Below are 22,089 nucleotides of genomic sequence, written 5' to 3' on the forward strand. Positions count from 1 at the left end.
ATGACAATTCAAAAAGAAGTAGCGCAAGGTATGTTGAAGGCAGGGGCTGTTTCCATCAATCCAACCAACCTTTTTACATGGGCATCTGGAATTAAATCACCAATCTATTGTGATACGCGTCTTACCATCTCTTATCCAAACGTACGAAAGACCATTGCTAAGGGACTGGCACAGTTAATTCAGGAAAACTTCCCAGTGGCAGAAGTGGTTGCGGGGACCGCCACAGCAGGCATTCCACACGCTGCATGGGTAAGTGATCTTCTAGATTTGCCGATGGTCTATGTTCGTTCTAAGCCAAAAGGGCACGGACAAGGCAATCAAACAGAAGGGAAACTACATAGAGGACAAAAAGTAGTTGTTGTGGAAGATATTATTTCTACTGGTGGTTCAAGCATTAATGCAGTAGAAGCACTTCGACGTGAAGGGGCAGAAGTCATAGGGGTTGTGTCTGTGTATTCATACATGTTGAACCGAGCAGATGAGAATTTCACAGAAGCAGGCGTACCGTACAAAAGCCTGACTAACTTTGAAACATTAGTCGAAACAGCGAAAGAGAACCAGGAAATCCAACCCTCTGATATTCCAGGACTGCTTCAATGGCATGCTGATTTAAAAGAAGGAAAGCTTTAATAGAACTAGCAATAGAAATATTGTAGTAGGCTTATGCAGACTGTAGACAAATTTAAATTTTGTTTGCAGTCTTTTTGTATTACTTATATGTGATAATTGTATTCAATCAAAAAATCTAACATTGTAAAGGCCATTACCCTTCCGTAAGTCAACTGTTCTGCATTATATATAAGTAAGATGCTTTAGAAGGAGGGGAGAATTGGACAATCAAATACAAGCGTTATTCGGATCTTTAATAAATGCAATAGGTACAACAATCGCAGCAATTGGAAACACGCCATCAATAATAAAAAGTGAAGAGGCATCAACCTCTCTTGAGTTAGTCGGAGGAACTTTACAAGCTACGGGAGGAGCTTTAGTAGCAGATAGTATCAAACAATATTCATTAGGGAAATTGGGTATACAGCTAAAAGTAATTGGTAATCTAATCACAATAATTGCCATTGTCGCAACGGCAAATGAAGAAGATAGGATAAAGTTGGAGATTCAAGAATCTCTTACTGAAGCAACTGGTGGGGGTCTTTCCTTTGTGGCGGCACTAGAAGAGGAACCAACTCCCCTTGCTTTATATGAAATATATGGTAGCTTTTTAGAAACAGTTGGATACTCCATGGTAGCTCTTGCTGGAATTAAAACACTTAGAGGAGAAGAAAGCGAAACAATCAATACAATCGGTTGGTGGATTGAGGTGATTGGCTCAGTTATTGGCATTATAGGAGTAGCAAAAGGTATTCGCAATGAGTCTGGGCAACCTGAAGCAAGTTGGTTGGAGACAGACTAGTGATTGTGTAGGTATTAATTATTATATGATGATACTGCTATTACATTGGCATAATTAATAAAAGGGAATTAGGTAGAAAAAAGAACCGCCAGCTGAAGAGCTAGACGGTTCTTTACTATTTAGTCTTTTTTCAATTTCATAACAAGCTCTTCATCTGGTGTAACAAAAATAGTTTTTTGTTCAAAGTAGATGACAAAACCAGGTTTTGAACCATTTGGCTTTTTAACATGGCGAGCTTCCGTATAATCAACAGGAACGGATGAAGATTCGCGAGCTTTACTAAAATAAGCTGATAATGTCGCCGCTTCTCTTATCGTTTCTTCATCTGGGTCGGCATCATGTATAACGACGTGAGAGCCTGGGATGTCTTTTGTATGCATCCATATTTCAGATTTTTTTGCGACTTTAAAGGTCAGGTAGTCATTTTGTTTATTATTTTTGCCGACTGAAATGCGTATACCTGTGGATGAAATAAAATCTTCCGGCATTGGTTTCGTTGGTTTTTTTCTTCGTTTGTTCGCACGCATTTTCATAAATCCTTGCTCTGCTAACTCTTCGCGGATTTCTTCAATGTCGTGAGGAGATGCTTGCTGCACTTGTTGGGACAGCATTTCAAAATACGTAATGTCATCATTTGTCTTGTCTATTTGTTCTTGAATCATAATAAGCGCATTTTTTGCTTTGTTATATCTTGTATAGTAGCTTTGCGCATTTTCAATAGGCGTTTTTCGTTCGTTTAAAGGTATAGTGACAGCTGCTTGATTTTCATCATAATAATTTTCAACGGTGATTTCTTTTGCGCCTTTATCAAAATTATAGATGTTCGCCATCAGCAACTCGCCATATAGTTGATACTGGTCCAGCCGTGTTGCCTGCTGCAAATCTTTTTGCAGTTTTTTTAGTTTTAACTTTAACTTGTTCACTTCGTTTTGCAGCCAACGTTCTAAATCGCCTGCCTGTTGTTTGACGCGATCTCGTTCAGCCCGTGCAAAGAAAACACGATCTAACAATGAGCTTAATGTATCAAATGATGTAGACTTGCCATCTAGATGTGTTAAGGGCGTTGGCGAAAAATGAATTTTACCATTAACCTCTACGTATGTAGGCTGGTCGCCACCATGCTGGAACGATTCAATATAGGAGTTAAAGTAATCGGCGGCAGCGTCATGATTTTTCTCTATACGATATAAGAACTCCTTCGCATGAAGTGGAGAAAAGCCTGTGAAATGCTGAACGATGTCTTGTGCCGTTTTCTCCGTTTCAAAGAATGATTGTAATGCTACTGCATCCGCCTCGGTTGGATTTACTTTATCTTGCGGCGGTGGTGCAATGTAGGCTTGACCAGGAAGCACTGTACGGTAACTATTCAGGGAAGGCGGCAAGTGTTTTAAACTATCTACAATTTTGTGCGACTCTTTTTCTATTAAAATAAGATTACTGTGCCTTCCCATGATTTCTGCAATTAATTCTCTCGTGATACGATCGCCAATTTCATTTTTACTGGTAATTGTAAAGACGATGATTCGGTCGCCGTCAATTTGGCGAATAGATTCTATAATCCCGCCTTCAATATGTTTGCGTAAGAGCATGCAAAACATTGGCGGTTCAGATGGATTTTCTACTGATTGGTCCGTTAAATGGACGCGGGCGTATGATGAATGGATTGAAAATAATAGTTTATGGTTTTTTCCATTTGCCCGGATTGTTAGAATTACTTCTTGTGCATTCGGTTGATGCACTTTTGCGATGCGACCTGTCGTCAGCTTTTGTAATTCTTTGGTCATCGCTAATGTAAATAAACCGTCATATGCCATATGGTATTCCTCTTTCAACACGTTTTGTTCTATCTTAACATTTTTTAAAGGCAATATGAATTTATGGAGCCTATTATGTGCTCAATAGACCATAAAAGAAAATACAAAAAAGGGATAGCTGAAGCTTTTCTAGAATATAAAACTGAGGGGTACTTTTCTGGAATCAGAGAAGTGTGAGAATGAAGGGGGTATTTTTTATGGCAATAGATTTTAATAAACCGGCTAATCGCTTTACATATTCTACTAGAGAAGCGGATCATACGTGGATTGATAAAGTGAATGAAATATGTGAAGTGAAAGGTAAAAAGGTTTTAGATATTGGGTGTGGCGGAGGAATTTATACAAAAGCATTGGCCAAGATGGAGGCTGCAGAAGTTACAGGTTTAGATTTTTCAGAACAGCTATTACATACGGCAAAAGAAAACTGCAGGGACTATGATAATATAAATTTCAAATTAGGAAATGCTTTAGATACAAAATTGGCTGATGAGCAATATGATATTATTTTAGAAAGAGCAGTTATACATCATATTGATGATTTAAATGCGTGTTTTCAAGAGGGATATCGATTGCTAAAACCAGGTGGTGTCTTCCTTATTCAAGACAGAACGCGAGAGGATTGTCTTCTGAAAGGCAGCGCCACTAATATAAGAGGATACTTTTTTGAGAAGTATCCAAGTTTGATCGATAAAGAAATTTCTAGAAGATACCCGAGTCATGATGTGATGCAATTCCTTAAAGAAAATGGTTTCCATCCTATCGAAGAATATAGTTTATGGGAAACTAGAAAAGTTTATCAATACCTCGATGATTTAATGAAAGATATTAAGAATCGAACAGGTCGTTCCATTCTCTATGAACTGAACGACGAACAAGTAGATGAGCTTGCGGTATACATTAAAGACCAAATCAATAGTACAACTAATAATCCTATTACTGAAAAGGATAGATGGACTATTTGGAAAGGCATTAAGTCGTAATGTAGAAAACAATTTAGGAAATCTATTGAATAAAGATTAAGGATAAAACAAGAGTAGATAGGTCCTACCAAGCAATTTATTAGAGCTTCAATAGAATAATGATAAAAAGAAGAGCCGGACAAATGTGAGATTTTACTTTACAGAGTGTTCGGTTTTTCTATGAGTTAAAACAATTAGTTTCAGCCATTAGAGGTTTTTAGAATGATATATTATTTAAAACTTCTCTACTAGTCAATGTACGCAAGATTTATTTCTTGTGCTATACTTATTAGATAGAATGCAAAGAAGGATGTGACGGGCCTTGGTTCGAAGTATGACTGGTTTTGGCAGGGGTGTCACAACAACGGAACAATTGCAGTTGACCGTAGAAATCCGCTCGGTAAATCATCGTTTCTTGGAAATTTCAACGAGATTTCCAAAAGAGTGGACGGAAGCAGAAGTATTTGCAAAGAAGCTACTCTCTACAAAAGTAGCAAGAGGAAAACTCGATGTATCCGTAAATGTGAAAGAAATGGAACCACTTGGTCAATCAATACATATTAATTGGCCATTAGTCAATGCATATATTGAGGCGCAAGAGGAGCTTAGCAGTAAGCTTCCGCTTACAAAGCAGTGGTCTATGGCTGAGATATTAGGCTTAGAAGAAGTCGTCACGGTAAAAACAAAGGAACTGTCTAAAGAAGAGGTCTTAGCAGCCATCGAGCTTGCAACTGAAGAAGCTGCTTCTGTTCTAGTTGGAATGAGGCAAAGAGAAGGTTTAGAATTATTAGAAGCAGTTCGACGTTTAAAAGCAATGCTAGAAGCGCAGATTACGATTATACAGAAAGGATCTGCGATGGCTGTGGAAAAGTATCGTTCTAAACTCTTGGCTCGTATTCAAGAAATTTGCCAAGCTGACCATGTTGAAGAGCGTGTTCTGATGGAAGTAGCTGTATTTGCAGAAAAAGCGGATATAGCTGAAGAAATTGACCGTTTGAGCAGCCATTTAAAACAGGTGGATGAAACCTTAAGAGATGAAGCTGCAATTGGCCGAAAATTAGACTTCTTAATGCAAGAGATGAACCGGGAGATTAATACGATTGGTGCTAAAAACCAATCAGCTGAAGTAGCAAGCGCGGTTGTTGAAGCTAAGTCAATTCTTGAGAAAATGCGTGAGCAGGTCCAAAATATTGAATAGTGGCTTGGATTATTGTATGATTATTTTTTTGAAACATGAGGGAGAGTTATGAGAAAAGAACGTGGATTACTAATTGTCTTATCAGGTCCATCAGGCGTAGGCAAAGGCACTGTTCGTAAAGAACTGTTTTCACAGCCGGATACCAATTATGAATACTCGATTTCTATGACTACGCGCAAACCGCGCGAGGGTGAAGTCGATGGTGTGGATTATTTCTTTAAGAGCAAAGAAGAATTTGAAACATTAATTGAACAAGGCAGACTGCTTGAATTCGCCAATTATGTGGGGAATTATTACGGTACGCCAATTGATTATGTAAATGCTACACTTGATGCGGGCCGCGATGTGTTTCTTGAGATTGAAGTACAAGGAGCAGCGCAAATACGCGAAAAAGCGCCGGATGGCTTATTTATTTTCCTTGCGCCACCAAGCCTTTCAGAGTTGCAGGACCGCTTAGTCGGCCGTGGCACAGAAACGGAAGAAGTGATTGCAACACGCATAGCCGCTGCAAATAAAGAATTAGAAATGATGAATTTGTATGATTATGTTGTGGAAAATGATGAAGTACAATTAGCTTGTGACCGCATCAATGCGATTGTACTAGCAGAGCATTGCCGACGCGAGCGTGTGGAAAAACAATACCTAGCTATGTTGAGAGGAGAATAAACGATGTTATACCCATCTGTTGACGTTTTAAAAACGAAAATTGATTCTAAATATTCACTTGTAAGTCTTGCTGCTAAAAGAGCGCGCTCTATGCAGGAAGGAAGCCCAAATTTACTAATGAGATATGTTTCTCACAAAAATGTTGGGAAAGCGCTTGAAGAAGTAGCTGCAGGCGTCTTAACAAAAGAGGAACAAGACGAAACAAAAATTTACGAAGACGAAGTATAAGCATCTATTCGGGCATCCTATGTAATTAGGATGATTGGATACATAAAATTTGTATTCCGAAACATTTTCCCGACAACCGAATGATATAGGTTGAAAATATGGCTTCTTTAATTCATACGATCTATTAACAGCCGCAGCTCCCAGGGAAAACTTTCTTTGGGGGCTTGTGTTTTGAAAGGAAGAGAAAAATGCTTTCAAATAAAAAAATCTTACTTTGTGTTACTGGCGGCATTGCCGTTTATAAAGCTGTTGCTCTTGTTAGTAAATTAACCCAGAAGGGTGCACATGTAAAAGTCATCATGACAGAATCTGCTACACGATTTGTAACGCCACTCAGCTTTCAAGTAATGTCTAAACATGATGTTTATACAGATACGTTTGATGAAAAGGATTCAAATGTGATAGCCCATATTGATTTAGCAGATTGGGCAGATCTGATCATCGTAGCGCCGGCTACAGCCAACACTATTGGTAAACTGGCAAATGGTATAGCGGATGATATGGTGACAACAACATTACTTGCAGCAACAGGGCAAGTGTGGATAGCCCCTGCTATGAATGTACATATGTATGATCATCCAGCTGTAAAGCGCAATGTAGAAACACTTACACAGGATGGTTACCAATGGATTGAACCGGATGAAGGTTATCTTGCATGTGGCTATGTTGGAAAAGGACGATTAGAAGAACCAGAGAAAATTGTTGCACTGGTAGAAAGTTATTTCATGCCAAAACACTTGCCTTTAAAAGGAAAGAAAGTGGTAGTGTCTGCAGGCCCTACACGAGAAAGAATTGACCCTGTTCGTTTTCTGACGAATTTTTCAAGCGGGAAAATGGGATATGCAATGGCGGCGGCTGCAGCGAAATTGGGAGCACAAACGATCTTGGTTTCTGGTCCTGTTTCAATAGATCCTCCAAAGGGTGTTCAAGTAGTACCAGTAGAAAGCGCTGAAGAAATGCTGCAAGCCATCCTAAAAGAGTATGATACAGCGGATATTGTTGTTAAAACTGCAGCTGTGGCAGACTATCGACCGAAAGAAACTTTTTCCCGCAAGATGAAAAAGCAGCCAGGCGATTCAACGATAGAATTAGAACGGACAACCGATATTCTTTTGACATTAGGTGAACGAAAACAGCACCAATTATTGATTGGTTTTGCAGCTGAAACGAATGATGTCATCAATTATGCTAAAGGTAAATTAGAAAAAAAGAACGCCGATTATATTGTAGCCAATGATGTATCAAAAACAGACCGCGGATTTGGGACAGATCTAAATACAGTTACGCTTGTCGGAAATAATGACTATCAAGTAAACTTCTCACAACTTCCGAAAGAAGAGCTTGCTTTAAAATTGTTTGAAACTATATTAAAAAGGCAAGGATTGTGGAATTAAAAATTACTCAAGCTTGATAGCTGTAAAATAACCATAACCGCTAATTTCAACAATAGAAAGGTAGTGGTAATAATGATATTACCCTAACATGATTGCGCAAGTAATAGTGGATGTGTCCGCATATCCTGTCGATCGGCCTTTTGATTACAAAGTGCCTGAAGAATTACAAGAGCTAGTCGAGGTTGGCTGCCGTGTAAAAGTACCATTTGGCAAAAGAAATGTTCTGGGATTTATTACAGCTTTACAAAGTGAAAGTGATGTACCGAAGGACAAGCTTAAACCCATTGCCGAACTGTTAGATATCGAGCCCATTTTAACGAATGAAATGCTAGAGCTGGCTAAATGGATGACAGACCATACGCTGTGTTATGAAATTGATGCTCTGCAGGTTATGCTCCCATCCGCATTGCGTGCGAAATATGAAAAAACAATCCTTCTAAAAGAAGATCCTACTTATTTGCCAGAGGAACTACAGCAGCTATTCGGAAATAAAACGGCCATTCCTTATAAAAAAGTAGAAAGTGCCAATCTATTAAGGGTGCTTAAATCTTGTATGAAGAATGGGTATGTAGAGCAAAAAACAGTTGTCAAACAACAAGGCAATGTGAAAGAAGTCCGCAAAGTCAAAATAGCAAGCGATTATGAGAGATTGCAAGAGATTGCTGAAAGTATCCCTCCACGAGCTAAAAAACAGCGGCAAGTCGTAGAATGGATGGCTTTGCATGTGGGAGAGGAATTTACTCCTAATGAAATATGTAAAACCGTGAGTGTGACGCCGCAGGTTGTAAATGCGGTTATTGAAAAAGGAGCGGCCACATATTTCCAAGAGGAAGTGTATCGTGATCCATTTTCAAAAGAAGTGAAGGGTTCAATTCCTCTAGCCTTAACAGATGAACAAGAAGTAGCCTTGAAAGAAATTTTACATTCTGTAAAATCACGTCAAGCAACAACCTATTTATTGCATGGCATCACAGGAAGCGGCAAGACGGAAGTATATCTGCAAGCGATCCAGGAAGCGATTAATAGGGGACAAGAAGCCATTGTATTGGTACCTGAAATATCCTTGACACCACAGATGACAGAACGCTTCAGGGCTCGCTTTGGCGATTTGGTTGCAGTAATGCACAGCGGATTGTCAAAGGGTGAAAAATATGATGAATGGCGAAAAATTGGTCGTGGAGAAGTTAAAGTAGCAGTTGGAGCAAGGTCAGCTGTTTTCGCACCTTTTACAAATTTGGGCCTGATTATTCTAGATGAAGAACATGAATCGACGTATAAACAAGAAGACACGCCTCGTTATCATGCAAGAGATATAGCAATTTGGCGCAGCGAGTATCATCATTGCCCCGTTATATTAGGAAGTGCTACCCCTTCCCTTGAATCGTTTGCGCGTGCAAAGAAAAATGTCTATACATTATTAACGCTAGAAAAAAGAGCGAAACAGCAATCTCTTCCGAAAGTGGAAGTCGTTGATATGCGAGAAGAGCTCCATAATGGCAACCGGTCTATGTTTTCAGGTGCATTAATGGAAGCAATGGAAGATCGGTTGAAGAAAAAAGAACAAATGGTATTGTTTCTGAATCGTAGAGGTTTTTCTTCTTTTGTGCTATGCCGAGATTGTGGAACAGTCGTCCAATGTAAAAATTGCGATATATCCATGACATATCACCGTTCTTCTGAAAAGCTTAAGTGTCATTACTGTGGTTATGAAGAACATGTTCCAACAGAATGTCCAGAATGCCATAGCGAACATATTCGATTCTTTGGCACAGGCACACAAAAGATAGAAGCAGAAATTTATAAACTATTTCCTGAAGCTCGTGTTCTTCGAATGGATGTCGATACAACAAGGCAAAAGGGTGCCCATGAGAAGATATTAGAAGACTTTGGGAACTTAAAAGCAGACATTTTGCTTGGTACGCAAATGATTGCTAAAGGATTGGATTTTCCAAAAATCACCCTCGTCGGCGTATTAAGTGCTGATACCTCATTGAATTTACCGGACTTTCGAGCGGCAGAGCGGACTTTTCAATTGCTTACACAAGTAAGCGGACGAGCAGGACGGCATGATTTGCCTGGTGAAGTCATTGTCCAAACATACAGTCCGGAACATTACGCAGTCCAGCTGTCGAAAGAGCAACAGTATGCACCATTCTATGACCAAGAAATGATGATGCGTCATCAATTCGCTTATCCTCCTTATTATTTTGTAGCGCTTATCCAAGTTACACATGAAGATGTACTCATGGCAGCAGAATATGCAGGAAAGGCAATGGATTTTTTAAAGCTAAAACTATCCAGCCAAGTCGGGCTAATTGGGCCTACACCTGCGTCTATAAGCCGCGTCCAAAATCGATATCGTTATCAATGTTTGATAAAATATAAAATAGAACCAAACCTAACCGAAACGTTAAAACAACTGATACGGATTTATCGGACGGACTGGATTAAGAAAGGCATCCAGCTAACAGTTGATTTAGATCCTTCAGTTATTTAATAGATAGAACGGAGAAAAGAATATGGCCTTATTAGAGATTGTTAAAAACCCAGCAGAAATTTTAAAGAAAAAAGCAGCAGAAGTTACACAATTTGATAACAACCTAGCGCAGCTTTTAGATGATATGTATGAAACAATGGTAGAAAATGATGGAGTTGGAATTGCAGCACCTCAAGTGAACAAAAGTATTCAAGCGGCTGTTGTCGAGCTTGGAGAAGAACGGGATGTTCTCGAATTAATTAATCCGGTTATTGTGGCAATATCAGAAGATACGGATACGGATATTGAAGGATGCTTAAGTTTCCCTGATGTATATGGCGATGTGGAACGTCCAGTATACGTAAAAGTAGAGGCGCAAGACCGAAATGGAGACTTATATGAACTAGAAGCACATGATTATGATGCTCGCGTCATCCAACATGAGGTAGACCATTTAAACGGCATTTTATTTGATCAAAAAATAACTAAAACGTATACACTTGAAGAAATCGAAGAGATGTACGCAGACGAGGAGGAAGAAGAGTGACATCGATTGTATTTATGGGAACGCCAGACTTTTCTGTTCCGATTTTGCGTATGATTCAGGAAGAAGGCTATCATATCCAAGCTGTCGTAACACAGCCAGATCGCCCAGTCGGACGCAAACGGGTCCTAACGCCTCCACCTGTAAAAAAAGCGGCTGTGGAACTTGGGTTGCCAGTCATCCAGCCTGAACGTTTAAAAGGTTCAGAAGAACTAAAGCAGATTATTGACCTACAGCCTGATTTGATTGTCACAGCAGCATTCGGGCAGCTTTTACCTAAAGAATTGCTTGAGACGCCAAGACTCGGCTGCATTAATGTCCATGCATCACTATTGCCGAAGTATCGCGGCGGTGCACCAATCCATCAAGCGGTGATAGATGGCGAAAAAGAGACAGGCGTTACAATTATGTATATGGCAGAAAAACTAGATGCTGGCGATATTATTGCAAAGCAAGCTATGCCAATAGAAGAAGACGATACAACCGGTACACTCTTTGATAAATTAAGCATTATCGGCCGTGATTTATTAAAAGATACATTGCCTTCTATCATCGAAGGGACGAATGAGCGCATTCCACAGGACGAATCGAAAGTGTCGTTTGCTCGTAATATTTCCCGTGAACAAGAACGTATTGATTGGTCACAAAGCAGTACAGCGATTTATAACCAAATCCGAGGTCTGCATCCTTGGCCGATTGCCTATACAACCCTTGATAATCAAAACGTTAAAATTTGGTGGGCTGAAAAATCGACTGCTACGCATACTGAAAAACCAGGCACTGTCATTGCGATTGGCAAAAAGTCTTTTACAGTTGCTACAGGAGAGGGTCAAGCCATTGATATATTGGACTTGCAGCCTGCGGGTAAAAAGCAGATGGAAGCCGTTAATTACTTAAATGGTGTTGGTTCAAAATTGCAGATTGGGGATCTTTTTGAATGAGTAAGAGTAAGAAAAAAAGTAGTAATAATGCTATTTGGGACGGTAATGTCCGCGATGCCGCCCTTTCTATTTTGTTGGCTGTCGACCAGCAGCAAGCCTATAGCAACTTGCTGTTACACCAAACAATTGAAAAATACAAAATTGATGCTAAAGACCGCGGGCTCCTTACGGAAATAACGTATGGCACACTCCAACATAAGATGACGCTTGATTACTATTTAGAGCCATATGTAAGAGGAAAGCTAGATAATTGGGTACGTTGGCTATTGCGCTTATCTCTCTATCAAATTGTATATTTAACAAAAATACCTGATCATGCAGCCGTCAACGAAGCAGTTGAAATCGCCAAGAGGCGTGCACGACATCGAGGTGTCAGCGCAACAGTAAACGGCATTTTGCGTTCTATACTAAGAGAAGGATACCGTGATACGACACTCATCGAGGATGATGTTTTGCGATTGTCGATTGAATCCAGCCATCCTGAATGGCTTGTTCGCCGTTACATTCAAGATTATGGATTAGAAAAAGCAGGTGAAATGCTGTTTGAAAATAATATGCCACCACACCAAACGGTTCGTGTAAACACGGCGAAAGCGACTATAGAAGAAGCACTTCGCAGTTTGTGGGATGATGGATTTTCAGTCAAACGGAGTGAAGCAATACCTGAATGTCTTCATATTTTAGAAGGACAAGCAGCTCGCTCGAACGCCTTCAAAGAGGGCTTAATTACGATTCAAGATGAAAGCTCCATGCTGCCTGCATATGCGCTTGATGTTACGCCAGGCATGAAAGTATTAGACATGTGCGCGGCACCAGGTGGAAAAACAACACATATAGCTGAAAAAATGAGCAATCAAGGCAAGCTTATAGCAACAGATTTACATGCACATAAAATTCGTTTGATCGATCAAAATGCAACGCGTTTAGGCTTATCCATTATTGAACCAGCAGTATTGGATGGCAGGAAAGCTGCAGAACAATTTGGTGAAGAGTCATTCGATCGCATTTTAGTAGATGCACCATGCAGTGGCCTTGGTGTCATACGCCGGAAACCGGATATAAAATATACAAAAAATGAGAGCGACCATGAGTCTTTGCAAAAAATTCAGCTGGAATTATTAAATACAGCCTATATTTTATTAAAAAAACAAGGCAAAATGGTTTACAGTACTTGTACAATTGATAAAATGGAGAACGACGAGACGGTTGCTGCATTTTTAAAAGCGCACCCAGATATGGAGCTAGCGCCAATTGAAAATGCACCTGATGCGTTTCCGCCATTGAAAGAGGAAGGCATGATACAGGTCTTTCCACAAGATTTAGGCAGCGATGGTTTTTTTGTCGCGGCTTTTAGAAAAAAAGGAGGATCCACAAACTAATGGATCATGAAATAAAAACAGCAAGAGTAAAAAAAGAAAAACCACAGCTACGCGAATCAATATATTCTCTATTACCAGACGAATTACAAGACTGGCTGAAAGAAAACGGAGAAAAGCCTTTTAGAGCAGCCCAAATTTTTGAATGGCTCTATGTGAAGCGCGTAAAAAGTTTTGATGAAATGACTAATCTTTCAAAAGGCTTACGTGATAAATTGCAGCAAGCATTTGCTTTTAGTACGTTAAATACACTAATCAAGCAAGAATCCAAAGACGGCACTATTAAATTCCTTTTCCAATTGCAAGATGGCTATTCCATCGAAACTGTTTTAATGGCGCATGATTACGGGAATTCAGTATGTGTAACAACCCAAGTAGGCTGCAGAATTGGCTGCTCTTTCTGTGCTTCCACATTGGGAGGATTAAAACGCCATTTACTACCTGGTGAAATTGTAGAACAAGTAGTAAAGGTACAACAAGCATTGGATGAAAAGGATCAGCGAGTTAGCTCAGTAGTCATCATGGGTATCGGTGAACCATTTGATAACTACGATGCTATGATGCAATTCTTAAAAGTGATCAACCATGAAAAAGCATTAAATATTGGCGCAAGACATATCACAGTATCAACAAGCGGCATTATTCCGAAAATCTACAAATTTGCAGACGAACAATTGCAAATTAACTTTGCACTTTCATTGCATGCGCCTAACCAAGAGCTGCGTCAGCAATTAATGCCAATTGCAAAAGCATATAAATTGCCTGAATTAATGGAGGCAGTACGTTATTATACTGAAAAAACGGGTCGTCGAATTAGTTTTGAATACGGGCTTTTTGGTAGCGTCAACGATACTGTTGCACATGCGGAAGAATTAGCAAAACTGATCAAAGGTATTAAATGCCACGTGAATTTAATCCCTGTCAATTATGTACCAGAACGCGATTATGTTAGAACACCGCGCAATAAGATCTTTGATTTTGAAAAAACATTAAAAAATCATGGTATTAACGCAACAATCCGTCGCGAACAAGGGTCGGATATTGATGCGGCTTGTGGCCAATTGCGGGCGAAGGAGAGAAAAGAAGAAACAACCCACTAATGAGGTGATCTGTAGTGAGATATACAATCGTCAGTGATATAGGAAGAAAACGAGCTTTAAATGAAGATTGTGCTGCATTCATCTCCCGCGCCGACTCATACCAGCTAGCTATTGTAGCGGATGGTATGGGTGGGCATAATGCAGGGGATGTTGCTAGCAAAATGGCTGTTAAACAATTAGAAGAGTATTTTATAGAAGCAGATGGTGCCAGTTTTGAATCTACTTCCAAAACAGAAGTTTGGTTAAAAGAAACAGTTAAAAGCATCAATAGCTCACTTTATAAGTACTCTTTAACACACGAAGGCTGCCAGGGAATGGGGACCACATTAATTGCTGTTGTCTTCAAAGACACAAATGCTGTTATTTCTCATGTTGGAGACAGCCGTGTGTATTTAATATCATCTGAGGAAGTTCGCTTAATCACAAAGGACCATTCTTACGTCAACATACTTGTTGATAATGGGGAAATTAGTGAAGAAGAAGCTAAGAGTCATCCGAAGAAAAACTATATTTTGAAATCATTAGGAACAGAATCTACTATTGAACCTGATAGTTATCAAGTTGAGATGATGGATGATACCTATATGCTGATTTGTTCGGATGGCTTAAGCAATAAACTAACAAATGAAGAGATGCAAACCATTGTGATGAATACATCAACTATAGAAGAAAAAGGTGACGAGCTCGTCCAATTAGCAAATGATTTGGGCGGAGAAGATAATATTACACTAATCCTTTTATCGCAAAGCCATGAGGAGGTGTAAGCATGCTAGCTGGAAAAAGAATTAGCGGCCGCTATAAAATCTTAGAAGTAATAGGCGGCGGAGGCATGTCGAATGTCTACTTGGCTCATGATATGATTCTTGACCGAGATGTTGCTATTAAAATACTGCATTATAATTTTAATGATGAACAGGAAATGCAAAGACGGTTTCAAAGAGAGGCGCTCTCTGCTACTAGCCTTACTCATCCGAACATTGTGAGCATTTATGATGTTGGCGAGGACGGCAATATGCACTATCTGGTAATGGAATATGTGAAGGGGCAAACACTGAAACAATACATACAAAAATATGCCCCGTTAGCTGCAGCGAAAAGCGTCCAAATCATGAAACAATTAACTTCAGCAATTGCTCATGCCCATCAAAACCAAATTATCCACCGAGATATCAAACCACAAAATATTTTGATGGATGAAGAAGGTAATGTGAAGATTACAGACTTTGGTATTGCAATGGCTTTAGAAGATACTTCTTTTACACGTACCAATTCAGTTTTAGGAACTGTTCATTATTTATCACCAGAGCAGGCAAGAGGTGGTACAGCTACTAAGAAATCGGACATCTATTCTTTAGGAATCCTGTTATATGAATTATTGACAGGTCAATTGCCATTTTCCGGAGAATCAGCGGTCTCAATTGCTTTAAAACATTTGCAAACCGAAACACCTTCTGTACGGGCAATTGTGCCGGGGATCCCTCAAAGTTTAGAAAACGTGGTTTTAAAAGCAACTGCCAAAGACCCTGTGCACCGTTACCAATCAGTGTGGGAGATGGCGGAAGATTTAGAAACAGTCCTTTCTGATGAAAGAAGCCATGAAGCGAAATTTCAGACTCCAATTGATCATGATATGACAAAAGTTATCCCAATCATTAAAGAACCTGTTGAAGAAAAAGATTTGCAAAAAACAATGGCAATGCCTATCAGAGACAAGGCGATAGAAGAACCAGCACAACCAATTAAAAAGAAGCAGAAAAAGAAGAAAAGAAAATGGTTGATTCTCAGCGGATTGCTCATCGCACTTGTGCTTATTCTACTGTCATTATTGTTTATCTTTCCAGATCTGTTCAATGAAAAAAGATATCCAATTCCTGACGTTTCCAAACAACAGACAGATGAGGCAATTACCAATTTGAAAAATGCAGGTTTTGAAATCGGTGAAAAAACAAAGCAAAATTCGGACGATGTGAAACGAAACCATATTATTATGACCTCCCCAGGTCCAGACAATGAAAGAGCAAAAGAAACGAAAATTGATCTTGTCATTAGTAAAGGGCCCAAAAAAGTGGAGATCTCAAACTATACGGGAAAAGACATTGACCAAGTGAAGGACCTTCTGGAAAGACAAGGTTTTAAAGATGTTGAGGTTGAGGAGGACTATTCAGACGAAACGGAAGGTATCATTATCAAGCAATCGATTGATGAAGGCAAGAAAGTGGTGCCAGGTGATACGTCCATTAAACTGATTGTCAGCAAAGGGCAGGAACAAGAACATGTTTCAAATCTCGTCGGCTATGATGAAGAGGCTCTTAATACCTATGCTAAAAGCTCTGGATTCCACATTCATATTGGCAGCGAAAAATACTCAGATGATGTTCCTAAGGGTCAAGTAATTTCACAATCTCCATCAGCAGGTGAAGCGTTAGCTGTCGGTAGTACGATTGAAGTAGTTTTATCTAAGGGACCTGAAGAAAAGCCTGTAAAAACATACGTAAAAACAGTGAACATCCCTTATGAAAAAGAGAGTGAAGGCGAGCCGCAACAAGTACGTATCTATATTCAAGATAAAACGCATAAAATAAATGATGTTTACCAAGAATTTCAATTGTTCTCCTCTCAGGAAAAACGATTGCAATTTGAAGTTGAAAAAGGCCAGCAAGCACGATACAGAATCATACGAGATGATAAAGTAATTATAGATGAAACTGTTTCTTATGATGATTTGTCATAATATTGGATAGCATAAATGAGATGAATTAGGAGGTATGGTATGCCAAATGGCCAAATACGAAAAGCATTAAGTGGTTTTTATTATGTGAAGGATGGAGAGAAGCAAATTCAATGCCGCGGACGAGGAGTTTTCCGCAATAAAGGGATTACGCCGCTTGTGGGTGACCACGTTGAATATGAGGTAGAGGGCAACAATGATGGCACAATTACAGCAATTGATCCCCGGAAAAATGAACTTGTCCGTCCGCCGATTGCGAATATAGATCAGGCTATTCTCGTTTTCTCAACGACAGAACCGGCATTTAATTCGCTTCTGCTCGACCGTTTTTTAGTGGTGTTGGAATCGTTCCACATCCATCCTATCATCTGTCTAACTAAGACGGATCTGTTATCGATAGAAGAAAAAGAAAACATAGCATCATATGAGCAGGATTACAAAAATATAGGTTACACCATCTTGGAAACCTATAAAGAAGATCCAGAATTACTAAGTAAAATGGCTCCATTGCTGCAAGGAAAAACCACAGTTTTAGCTGGACAATCTGGTGTTGGAAAATCAACCCTGCTTAATTCGATCATGCCAGCACTTGGTCTAAAGACAGGCATCATTTCAGAAGCCCTTGGCCGAGGAAAACATACAACGCGGCATGTAGAATTAATTGAGATTGCGGGAGGCCTTATCGCAGATACTCCGGGATTTAGCTCTTTTGATTTTGATGAGATTGAAAAGGAAGAATTAACTCGTTGTTTTCCTGAATTGGATGAACTATCAGAACGATGCAAGTTTCGTGGGTGCCTGCATTTAAAAGAGCCAAAATGTGCTGTGAAAGAGGCGTATGAATCTGGCAGTATTAAAAGTTATCGCTATGAACACTATTTGCAATTTTTACAAGAAATCATGGACAGAAAGCCGAGGTACTAGTAATGATTAAAATCGCACCATCTATTTTAGCAGCTGATTTTTCAAAATTGGCTGAAGAAGTAAAAGCCGTAGAAGAAGCAGGAGCTAAATTAATTCATATCGATGTTATGGATGGCCATTTTGTTCCTAATATCACGATGGGTCCCATTGTAGTTGACGCGTTGCGCCCTGTAACAAATCTGCCATTAGATGTTCACTTAATGATTGAAAATCCTGATCAGTATATAGAAGAGTTCGTAAGAGCAGGTGCGGACTATATTACTGTACATGTGGAAGCATGCAGACATTTGCATCGCACGATTCAGCTAATCCGTTCACTTGGTGCAAAACCAGGAGTTGTATTAAACCCTCATACACCAGTTGAAACCATTCAACATGTCTTAGAAGACATAGACTTAGTACTGCTCATGACAGTAAATCCAGGTTTTGGCGGACAAAAGTTTATCCATTCTGTCGTTCCGAAGATTGAAACATTATCAGGTATGATTAAAGAAAAGAACTTGAATGTGGAAATTGAAATTGACGGCGGTATTAATGCAGAAACGATTAAACCTTGCGCTCAAGCAGGCGCCAGCATTTTTGTTGCTGGTTCAGCCATATACGGACAAGAAGACCGTAAGGCTGCATTGCAAAGCATTTTAACAGCAGGAGAAGAAGCGATCAAATGACAACTGTCGTTATTTGTGCTGGCGGACCGAAGGAGGAAATCGTTACAGGCGATTTCCTCCTTTCGTTTAAAAATGCGGTATTTATTGGAGCCGATCACGGTACCATAACATTGATGGATCATGGGATTATGCCAGACCTGGCTATAGGAGATTTTGATTCGCTTACAGAGAGTGAATGGTCTAGGATACAAGAGCGCGTATCAGGCATTGAACATCATCCACCGCAGAAAAATGAAACGGATACGGAGCTTGCCGTTATCAGAGCTTTGGCATACAAGCCGGAAAAAATTATATTAATTGGAGCAACAGGTGGAAGATTAGACCATTTTGAGGCAAATATGCGAATGATCTATCGATTACAAGAAATGCATCCATCTATTGAATTTAAAATTATAAATAAAATGAATTCTTTGCAATTTTTTCAGCCTGGCGAACATAAGATAGTAGCAGATTCCTATTTCAAGTATATATCCTTTTTTGCGTATGGTAGCAATGTCTTAAATGTTACTTTGAAAAACATGCTGTACGAAACAACGGATGAAATCATTGATTTAGGGACGACTCGTTTTACGAGTAACGAAATAGTGGGTGAATATGCGTCTATTTCTTTCACACATGGCATATGTTTAATGATAAGAAGTACAGATGATAAGGAGTGACCAGTTGAAAGTATACACATTTCAATTACCAAAAGTAGTGAGTAACTTTGCACGTTTTTGTTTGCAAATGGTATCTAATGATTCGGCAGGGCCTAAAAAAACAGCAACAGCCTCGAAAAAGAAAAAAGGGAAAGAAAAAACGCCAAGTTGAGAAAATCAACTTGGCGTTTTAATGTTAAAATTAAACGCGTTCAACTTTACCTGATTTAAGTGCACGAGCTGAAACCCATACACGTTTCGGTTTACCGTCTACTAAGATACGAACTTTTTGTAGGTTAGCTCCCCAAGTACGTTTGTTAGCGTTCATTGCGTGAGAACGATTGTTACCAGATACTGCTTTACGTCCAGTAATCACACATTTTTTTGGCATATTAATTCCCTCCTCATAAAGAAGTTGAAAAATTTATGATTTCACTTCGGTATTTCACATACTTTAATAATTTAACACACACTTTTCGCCATTGCAACTGATTTTGACCCTCTTTCAAGAAAAAAGCCTTTACACTTAAAATCATTTAAACATTCTAGTGGAAAATATTGAAAATAACAAAATCGCTTTACCTGTTGCTCATTTCTATCTGTCTATAGTTAAATGTAGTTTTATAGTACAAATGCAAAAAACTATTGTATAATGTGCAAAGAGTCTAGATAATGTTGTCCTTTGCAAAGAATTGATAGTACAATAAGAGATAGTCGAAAAATCAGGAGGAGTTATTATGTCAGTAGAATTGAAAAATGAATTCGGTCGAATTGATATCTCTAATGATGTAGTTGCACAGATTGCAGGGGGTGCAGCAATTGAATGTTACGGCATTGTCGGCATGGCTAGTAAACATCAAATACGCGATGGTTTAACAGATATACTTCGCAAAGAAAATTTTGCAAAAGGCGTGATCGTTCGCCAAGATGGCGAAGATATACATATAGACATGTATGTCATTATCAGTTATGGAACAAAAATTTCTGAGGTTGCATATCAAGTCCAATCCAAAGTAAAATATACACTCGATCAAACACTGGGAATGAGTGTTCATTCTGTAAATATTTTCGTGCAAGGTGTTCGTGTGGCGAACGTGTAAGAGGAGGAACTAAAAACTTATGAAGTCATTAGACGGGATCAAATTTGCGGAAATGGTGGAGGCAGGCTCCCGCCATTTATCTCAAAATGCAGAGTATGTTGATTCGCTAAATGTATTTCCTGTGCCAGATGGCGATACAGGAACAAATATGAATTTATCGATGACGTCTGGCGCCAAAGAAACGGCTGCTCATAAAACAGAAAACATCGGTAATACAGCACAAGCCTTATCTAAAGGTTTATTGATGGGGGCACGCGGTAATTCCGGCGTCATACTTTCTCAATTATTCCGCGGTTTTGGAAAAGCAGTAGAAAAAGAAGATACATTGGATTCCATAAAATTTGCACAAGCGCTAAAGCATGGTGTTGACACAGCTTATAAAGCTGTTATGAAACCTGTAGAAGGTACTATTTTGACTGTTGCGCGCGTTGCTGCAGAAAAAGCTGTAGAAGTCGCTGAACATGAACAAGACATTCGTGTAGTGATGGAAGAAACGTTAACAGCGGCAAAGGAAGCGCTTGCCCAAACTCCTGAAATGCTACCTGTTCTAAAAGAAGTAGGCGTAGTAGATAGTGGTGGACAAGGTTTAGTTTTTGTTTATGAAGGATTTACAGCGGTATTAAAGGGTGAGGAAATTCCTACTGCTACCGTTGTGGAATCACTTGATGATTTAGTCAACGCAGAGCATCACAAGGCGCAAGATTTCATGGACACTTCAGAGATTGTATATGGCTATTGCACAGAGTTCATGGTGCGGTTTGAAGAAGGAAAGAAACCATTTGAAGAGGAATCTTTCCGAAATGATATGAGCAAATTCGGTGATTCATTACTTGTTATTTCAGATGATGAAGTCGTAAAAATCCATGTGCATTCCGAAACGCCAGGAGAAGTAATCTCCTATGGCCATCAATATGGAAGCTTGGTCAAAATAAAAGTAGATAATATGCGTCTACAACATACAGCTATTGTTGGTGAAGATCATCCACAAGGAGATACAAAAAAAGCGGCAGAAAAAGAAGTGAAGAAGCATCCTTATGCGATTGTTACAGTGGCAATGGGCGAAGGTGTGGCAAGACTTCTTGAAAGTATTGGAGCATCCTATGTCATAGAAGGTGGACAAACAATGAACCCTTCTACAGAAGATATCGTAAATGCTGTTAAAAAAGTTGGCGCTGAAAAAGTGTTAATCTTGCCGAATAACAAAAATATTGTCATGGCAGCAGAACAAGCTGCAGAACTGTTAGACATTGAGGCAGCAGTTGTGCCGACTAAGACAATTCCACAAGGTTTGGCGGCGGTTCTTGCTTTCAATCCTGATCAAACAGTTGAAGAAAATAAAAAACATATGGCAAATGCAAGTACGAATGTAAAGTCTGGACAAATTACTTTTGCTGTCCGCGATACGACAATTGATGGCATTGAAATTCATAAAGATGATTTTATGGCCATTAATGAAGGCAGCATTATTCAAGCAACCCCTTCTTTGAAAGTAGCATCAGAGCTTCTGCTTAGCGATATGATTGATGAGGAATCTGAAATCGTAACCGTGCTTTATGGTGAAGACATTCAAAAAGAAACAGCAGACGAATTAGTACATTTCATTGAAGAAAAATATCCTGATGTAGAAGTAGAAGTTCATAACGGCAAACAGCCGCTATATCCTTATATCTTCTCAGTAGAATAAGAAAATAGGACGAAGAACAGCTAAGATGATCGCTTAGCTGTTTTTCTTATGGTGAAACAAAAAAGTTTGGTTAAACGCTAGTATTCGTGTAAAATTGAGATAAAGTTAAACTTAACGCACTAGGGGTTATATGTCTCTTTATGCGAGATTAGTAGGAACAAGGAATCTTACGGACAACTATTCATTTAAGCTTAGATGGGAAGGTATCGTCCGGTAATAATATTGGATAAAACATTCATA

22 protein-coding genes are annotated in these 22,089 nt (G+C 39.2%); 20 read left to right on the forward strand and 2 right to left on the reverse strand.

Annotation, left to right across the window (positions count from 1 at the left end; translation table 11 throughout):
* Both pyrE and M2M59_RS04750 read left to right on the forward strand, forming a co-directional pair.
* Complete coding sequence (pyrE, locus tag M2M59_RS04745) at positions 1-630, forward strand: orotate phosphoribosyltransferase (protein WP_147195089.1); 630 nt, start codon at positions 1-3, stop codon at positions 628-630.
* 199 nt (positions 631-829) lie between these two features.
* A complete protein-coding gene (locus M2M59_RS04750) occupies positions 830-1,411 on the forward strand; it encodes a DUF6944 family repetitive protein (RefSeq protein ID WP_249775656.1) in 582 nt (193 codons plus the stop codon).
* A 119-nt stretch (positions 1,412-1,530) separates the two neighbouring features.
* On the opposite strand, the gene M2M59_RS04755 is transcribed toward M2M59_RS04750, so the two are convergent.
* Complete coding sequence (locus tag M2M59_RS04755; RefSeq protein WP_249775657.1) at positions 1,531-3,225, reverse strand: Rqc2 family fibronectin-binding protein; 1,695 nt, start codon at positions 3,223-3,225, stop codon at positions 1,531-1,533.
* 197 nt (positions 3,226-3,422) lie between these two features.
* Here M2M59_RS04755 and M2M59_RS04760 point away from each other — a divergent pair, with 197 nt between their 5' ends.
* The 16 genes from M2M59_RS04760 (at position 3,423) to spoVM (ending at position 19,237) form a co-directional block, all read left to right on the forward strand.
* Positions 3,423-4,205 (forward strand): class I SAM-dependent methyltransferase, encoded by a 783-nt coding sequence (locus tag M2M59_RS04760; RefSeq protein ID WP_249775658.1) that lies wholly within the window; start codon positions 3,423-3,425, stop codon positions 4,203-4,205.
* Between the two features lie 301 nt (positions 4,206-4,506).
* Entirely contained in the window at positions 4,507-5,382 is an 876-nt protein-coding gene (locus M2M59_RS04765; RefSeq protein ID WP_249775659.1) for a YicC/YloC family endoribonuclease, read from the forward strand.
* 48 nt (positions 5,383-5,430) lie between these two features.
* Positions 5,431-6,048 carry a guanylate kinase gene (gene gmk / locus M2M59_RS04770; protein ID WP_249775660.1) on the forward strand — a complete coding sequence of 206 codons (618 nt, stop codon included), beginning with the start codon at positions 5,431-5,433 and terminating at the stop codon, positions 6,046-6,048.
* Positions 6,049-6,051: 3 nt separating this feature from the next.
* Positions 6,052-6,276: a DNA-directed RNA polymerase subunit omega gene (gene rpoZ, locus M2M59_RS04775; protein ID WP_066785285.1), complete on the forward strand. Its 225-nt coding sequence runs from the start codon at positions 6,052-6,054 to the stop codon at positions 6,274-6,276.
* A 188-nt stretch (positions 6,277-6,464) separates the two neighbouring features.
* On the forward strand, positions 6,465-7,670 hold the full coding sequence (coaBC, locus tag M2M59_RS04780) for a bifunctional phosphopantothenoylcysteine decarboxylase/phosphopantothenate--cysteine ligase CoaBC (RefSeq protein WP_249775661.1): 1,206 nt from the start codon (positions 6,465-6,467) through the stop codon (positions 7,668-7,670).
* A gap of 88 nt (positions 7,671-7,758) precedes the next feature.
* Entirely contained in the window at positions 7,759-10,167 is a 2,409-nt protein-coding gene (gene priA, locus M2M59_RS04785; RefSeq protein WP_249775662.1) for a primosomal protein N', read from the forward strand.
* A gap of 22 nt (positions 10,168-10,189) precedes the next feature.
* The gene (def, locus tag M2M59_RS04790) at positions 10,190-10,693 is read left to right on the forward strand and encodes a peptide deformylase (RefSeq protein WP_249775663.1); all 504 of its coding nucleotides are present in this window, start codon (positions 10,190-10,192) and stop codon (positions 10,691-10,693) included.
* On the forward strand, positions 10,690-11,631 hold the full coding sequence (fmt, locus tag M2M59_RS04795; RefSeq protein ID WP_249775664.1) for a methionyl-tRNA formyltransferase: 942 nt from the start codon (positions 10,690-10,692) through the stop codon (positions 11,629-11,631). Before def ends, fmt begins: the two co-directional genes overlap by 4 nt.
* The gene (gene rsmB / locus M2M59_RS04800; protein ID WP_249775665.1) at positions 11,628-13,010 is read left to right on the forward strand and encodes a 16S rRNA (cytosine(967)-C(5))-methyltransferase RsmB; all 1,383 of its coding nucleotides are present in this window, start codon (positions 11,628-11,630) and stop codon (positions 13,008-13,010) included. Before fmt ends, rsmB begins: the two co-directional genes overlap by 4 nt.
* Positions 13,010-14,107 carry a dual-specificity RNA methyltransferase RlmN gene (gene rlmN / locus M2M59_RS04805; protein WP_066785305.1) on the forward strand — a complete coding sequence of 366 codons (1,098 nt, stop codon included), beginning with the start codon at positions 13,010-13,012 and terminating at the stop codon, positions 14,105-14,107. The genes rsmB and rlmN overlap by 1 nt, the downstream gene beginning before the upstream one ends.
* Before the next feature lie 14 nt (positions 14,108-14,121).
* A complete protein-coding gene (locus M2M59_RS04810; RefSeq protein WP_147194207.1) occupies positions 14,122-14,871 on the forward strand; it encodes a Stp1/IreP family PP2C-type Ser/Thr phosphatase in 750 nt (249 codons plus the stop codon).
* A gap of 2 nt (positions 14,872-14,873) precedes the next feature.
* Entirely contained in the window at positions 14,874-16,838 is a 1,965-nt protein-coding gene (gene pknB / locus M2M59_RS04815) for a Stk1 family PASTA domain-containing Ser/Thr kinase (protein ID WP_249775666.1), read from the forward strand.
* 39 nt (positions 16,839-16,877) lie between these two features.
* Positions 16,878-17,759: a ribosome small subunit-dependent GTPase A gene (gene rsgA, locus M2M59_RS04820; RefSeq protein WP_066785311.1), complete on the forward strand. Its 882-nt coding sequence runs from the start codon at positions 16,878-16,880 to the stop codon at positions 17,757-17,759.
* A gap of 2 nt (positions 17,760-17,761) precedes the next feature.
* Complete coding sequence (gene rpe, locus M2M59_RS04825; protein ID WP_249775667.1) at positions 17,762-18,427, forward strand: ribulose-phosphate 3-epimerase; 666 nt, start codon at positions 17,762-17,764, stop codon at positions 18,425-18,427.
* Positions 18,424-19,086, forward strand: coding sequence for a thiamine diphosphokinase (locus M2M59_RS04830; RefSeq protein ID WP_147194201.1), 663 nt, complete (start codon positions 18,424-18,426; stop codon positions 19,084-19,086). The genes rpe and M2M59_RS04830 overlap by 4 nt, the downstream gene beginning before the upstream one ends.
* 4 nt (positions 19,087-19,090) lie before the next feature.
* Positions 19,091-19,237, forward strand: coding sequence for a stage V sporulation protein SpoVM (gene spoVM / locus M2M59_RS04835; RefSeq protein WP_223823519.1), 147 nt, complete (start codon positions 19,091-19,093; stop codon positions 19,235-19,237).
* A 30-nt stretch (positions 19,238-19,267) separates the two neighbouring features.
* On the opposite strand, the gene rpmB is transcribed toward spoVM, so the two are convergent.
* On the reverse strand, positions 19,268-19,456 hold the full coding sequence (gene rpmB / locus M2M59_RS04840) for a 50S ribosomal protein L28 (RefSeq protein ID WP_066785320.1): 189 nt from the start codon (positions 19,454-19,456) through the stop codon (positions 19,268-19,270).
* A 346-nt stretch (positions 19,457-19,802) separates the two neighbouring features.
* Between rpmB and M2M59_RS04845 the strand changes: the two genes are divergently transcribed.
* Both M2M59_RS04845 and M2M59_RS04850 read left to right on the forward strand, forming a co-directional pair.
* Positions 19,803-20,165, forward strand: coding sequence for an Asp23/Gls24 family envelope stress response protein (locus M2M59_RS04845; RefSeq protein WP_066785323.1), 363 nt, complete (start codon positions 19,803-19,805; stop codon positions 20,163-20,165).
* Positions 20,166-20,184: 19 nt separating this feature from the next.
* Positions 20,185-21,849 carry a DAK2 domain-containing protein gene (locus M2M59_RS04850; protein ID WP_249775668.1) on the forward strand — a complete coding sequence of 555 codons (1,665 nt, stop codon included), beginning with the start codon at positions 20,185-20,187 and terminating at the stop codon, positions 21,847-21,849.
* Positions 21,850-22,089 lie beyond the last annotated feature (240 nt).

This window comes from Rummeliibacillus sp. G93, from assembly GCF_023515935.1.
Taxonomy (GTDB): Bacteria; Bacillota; Bacilli; order Bacillales_A; family Planococcaceae; genus Rummeliibacillus; species Rummeliibacillus stabekisii.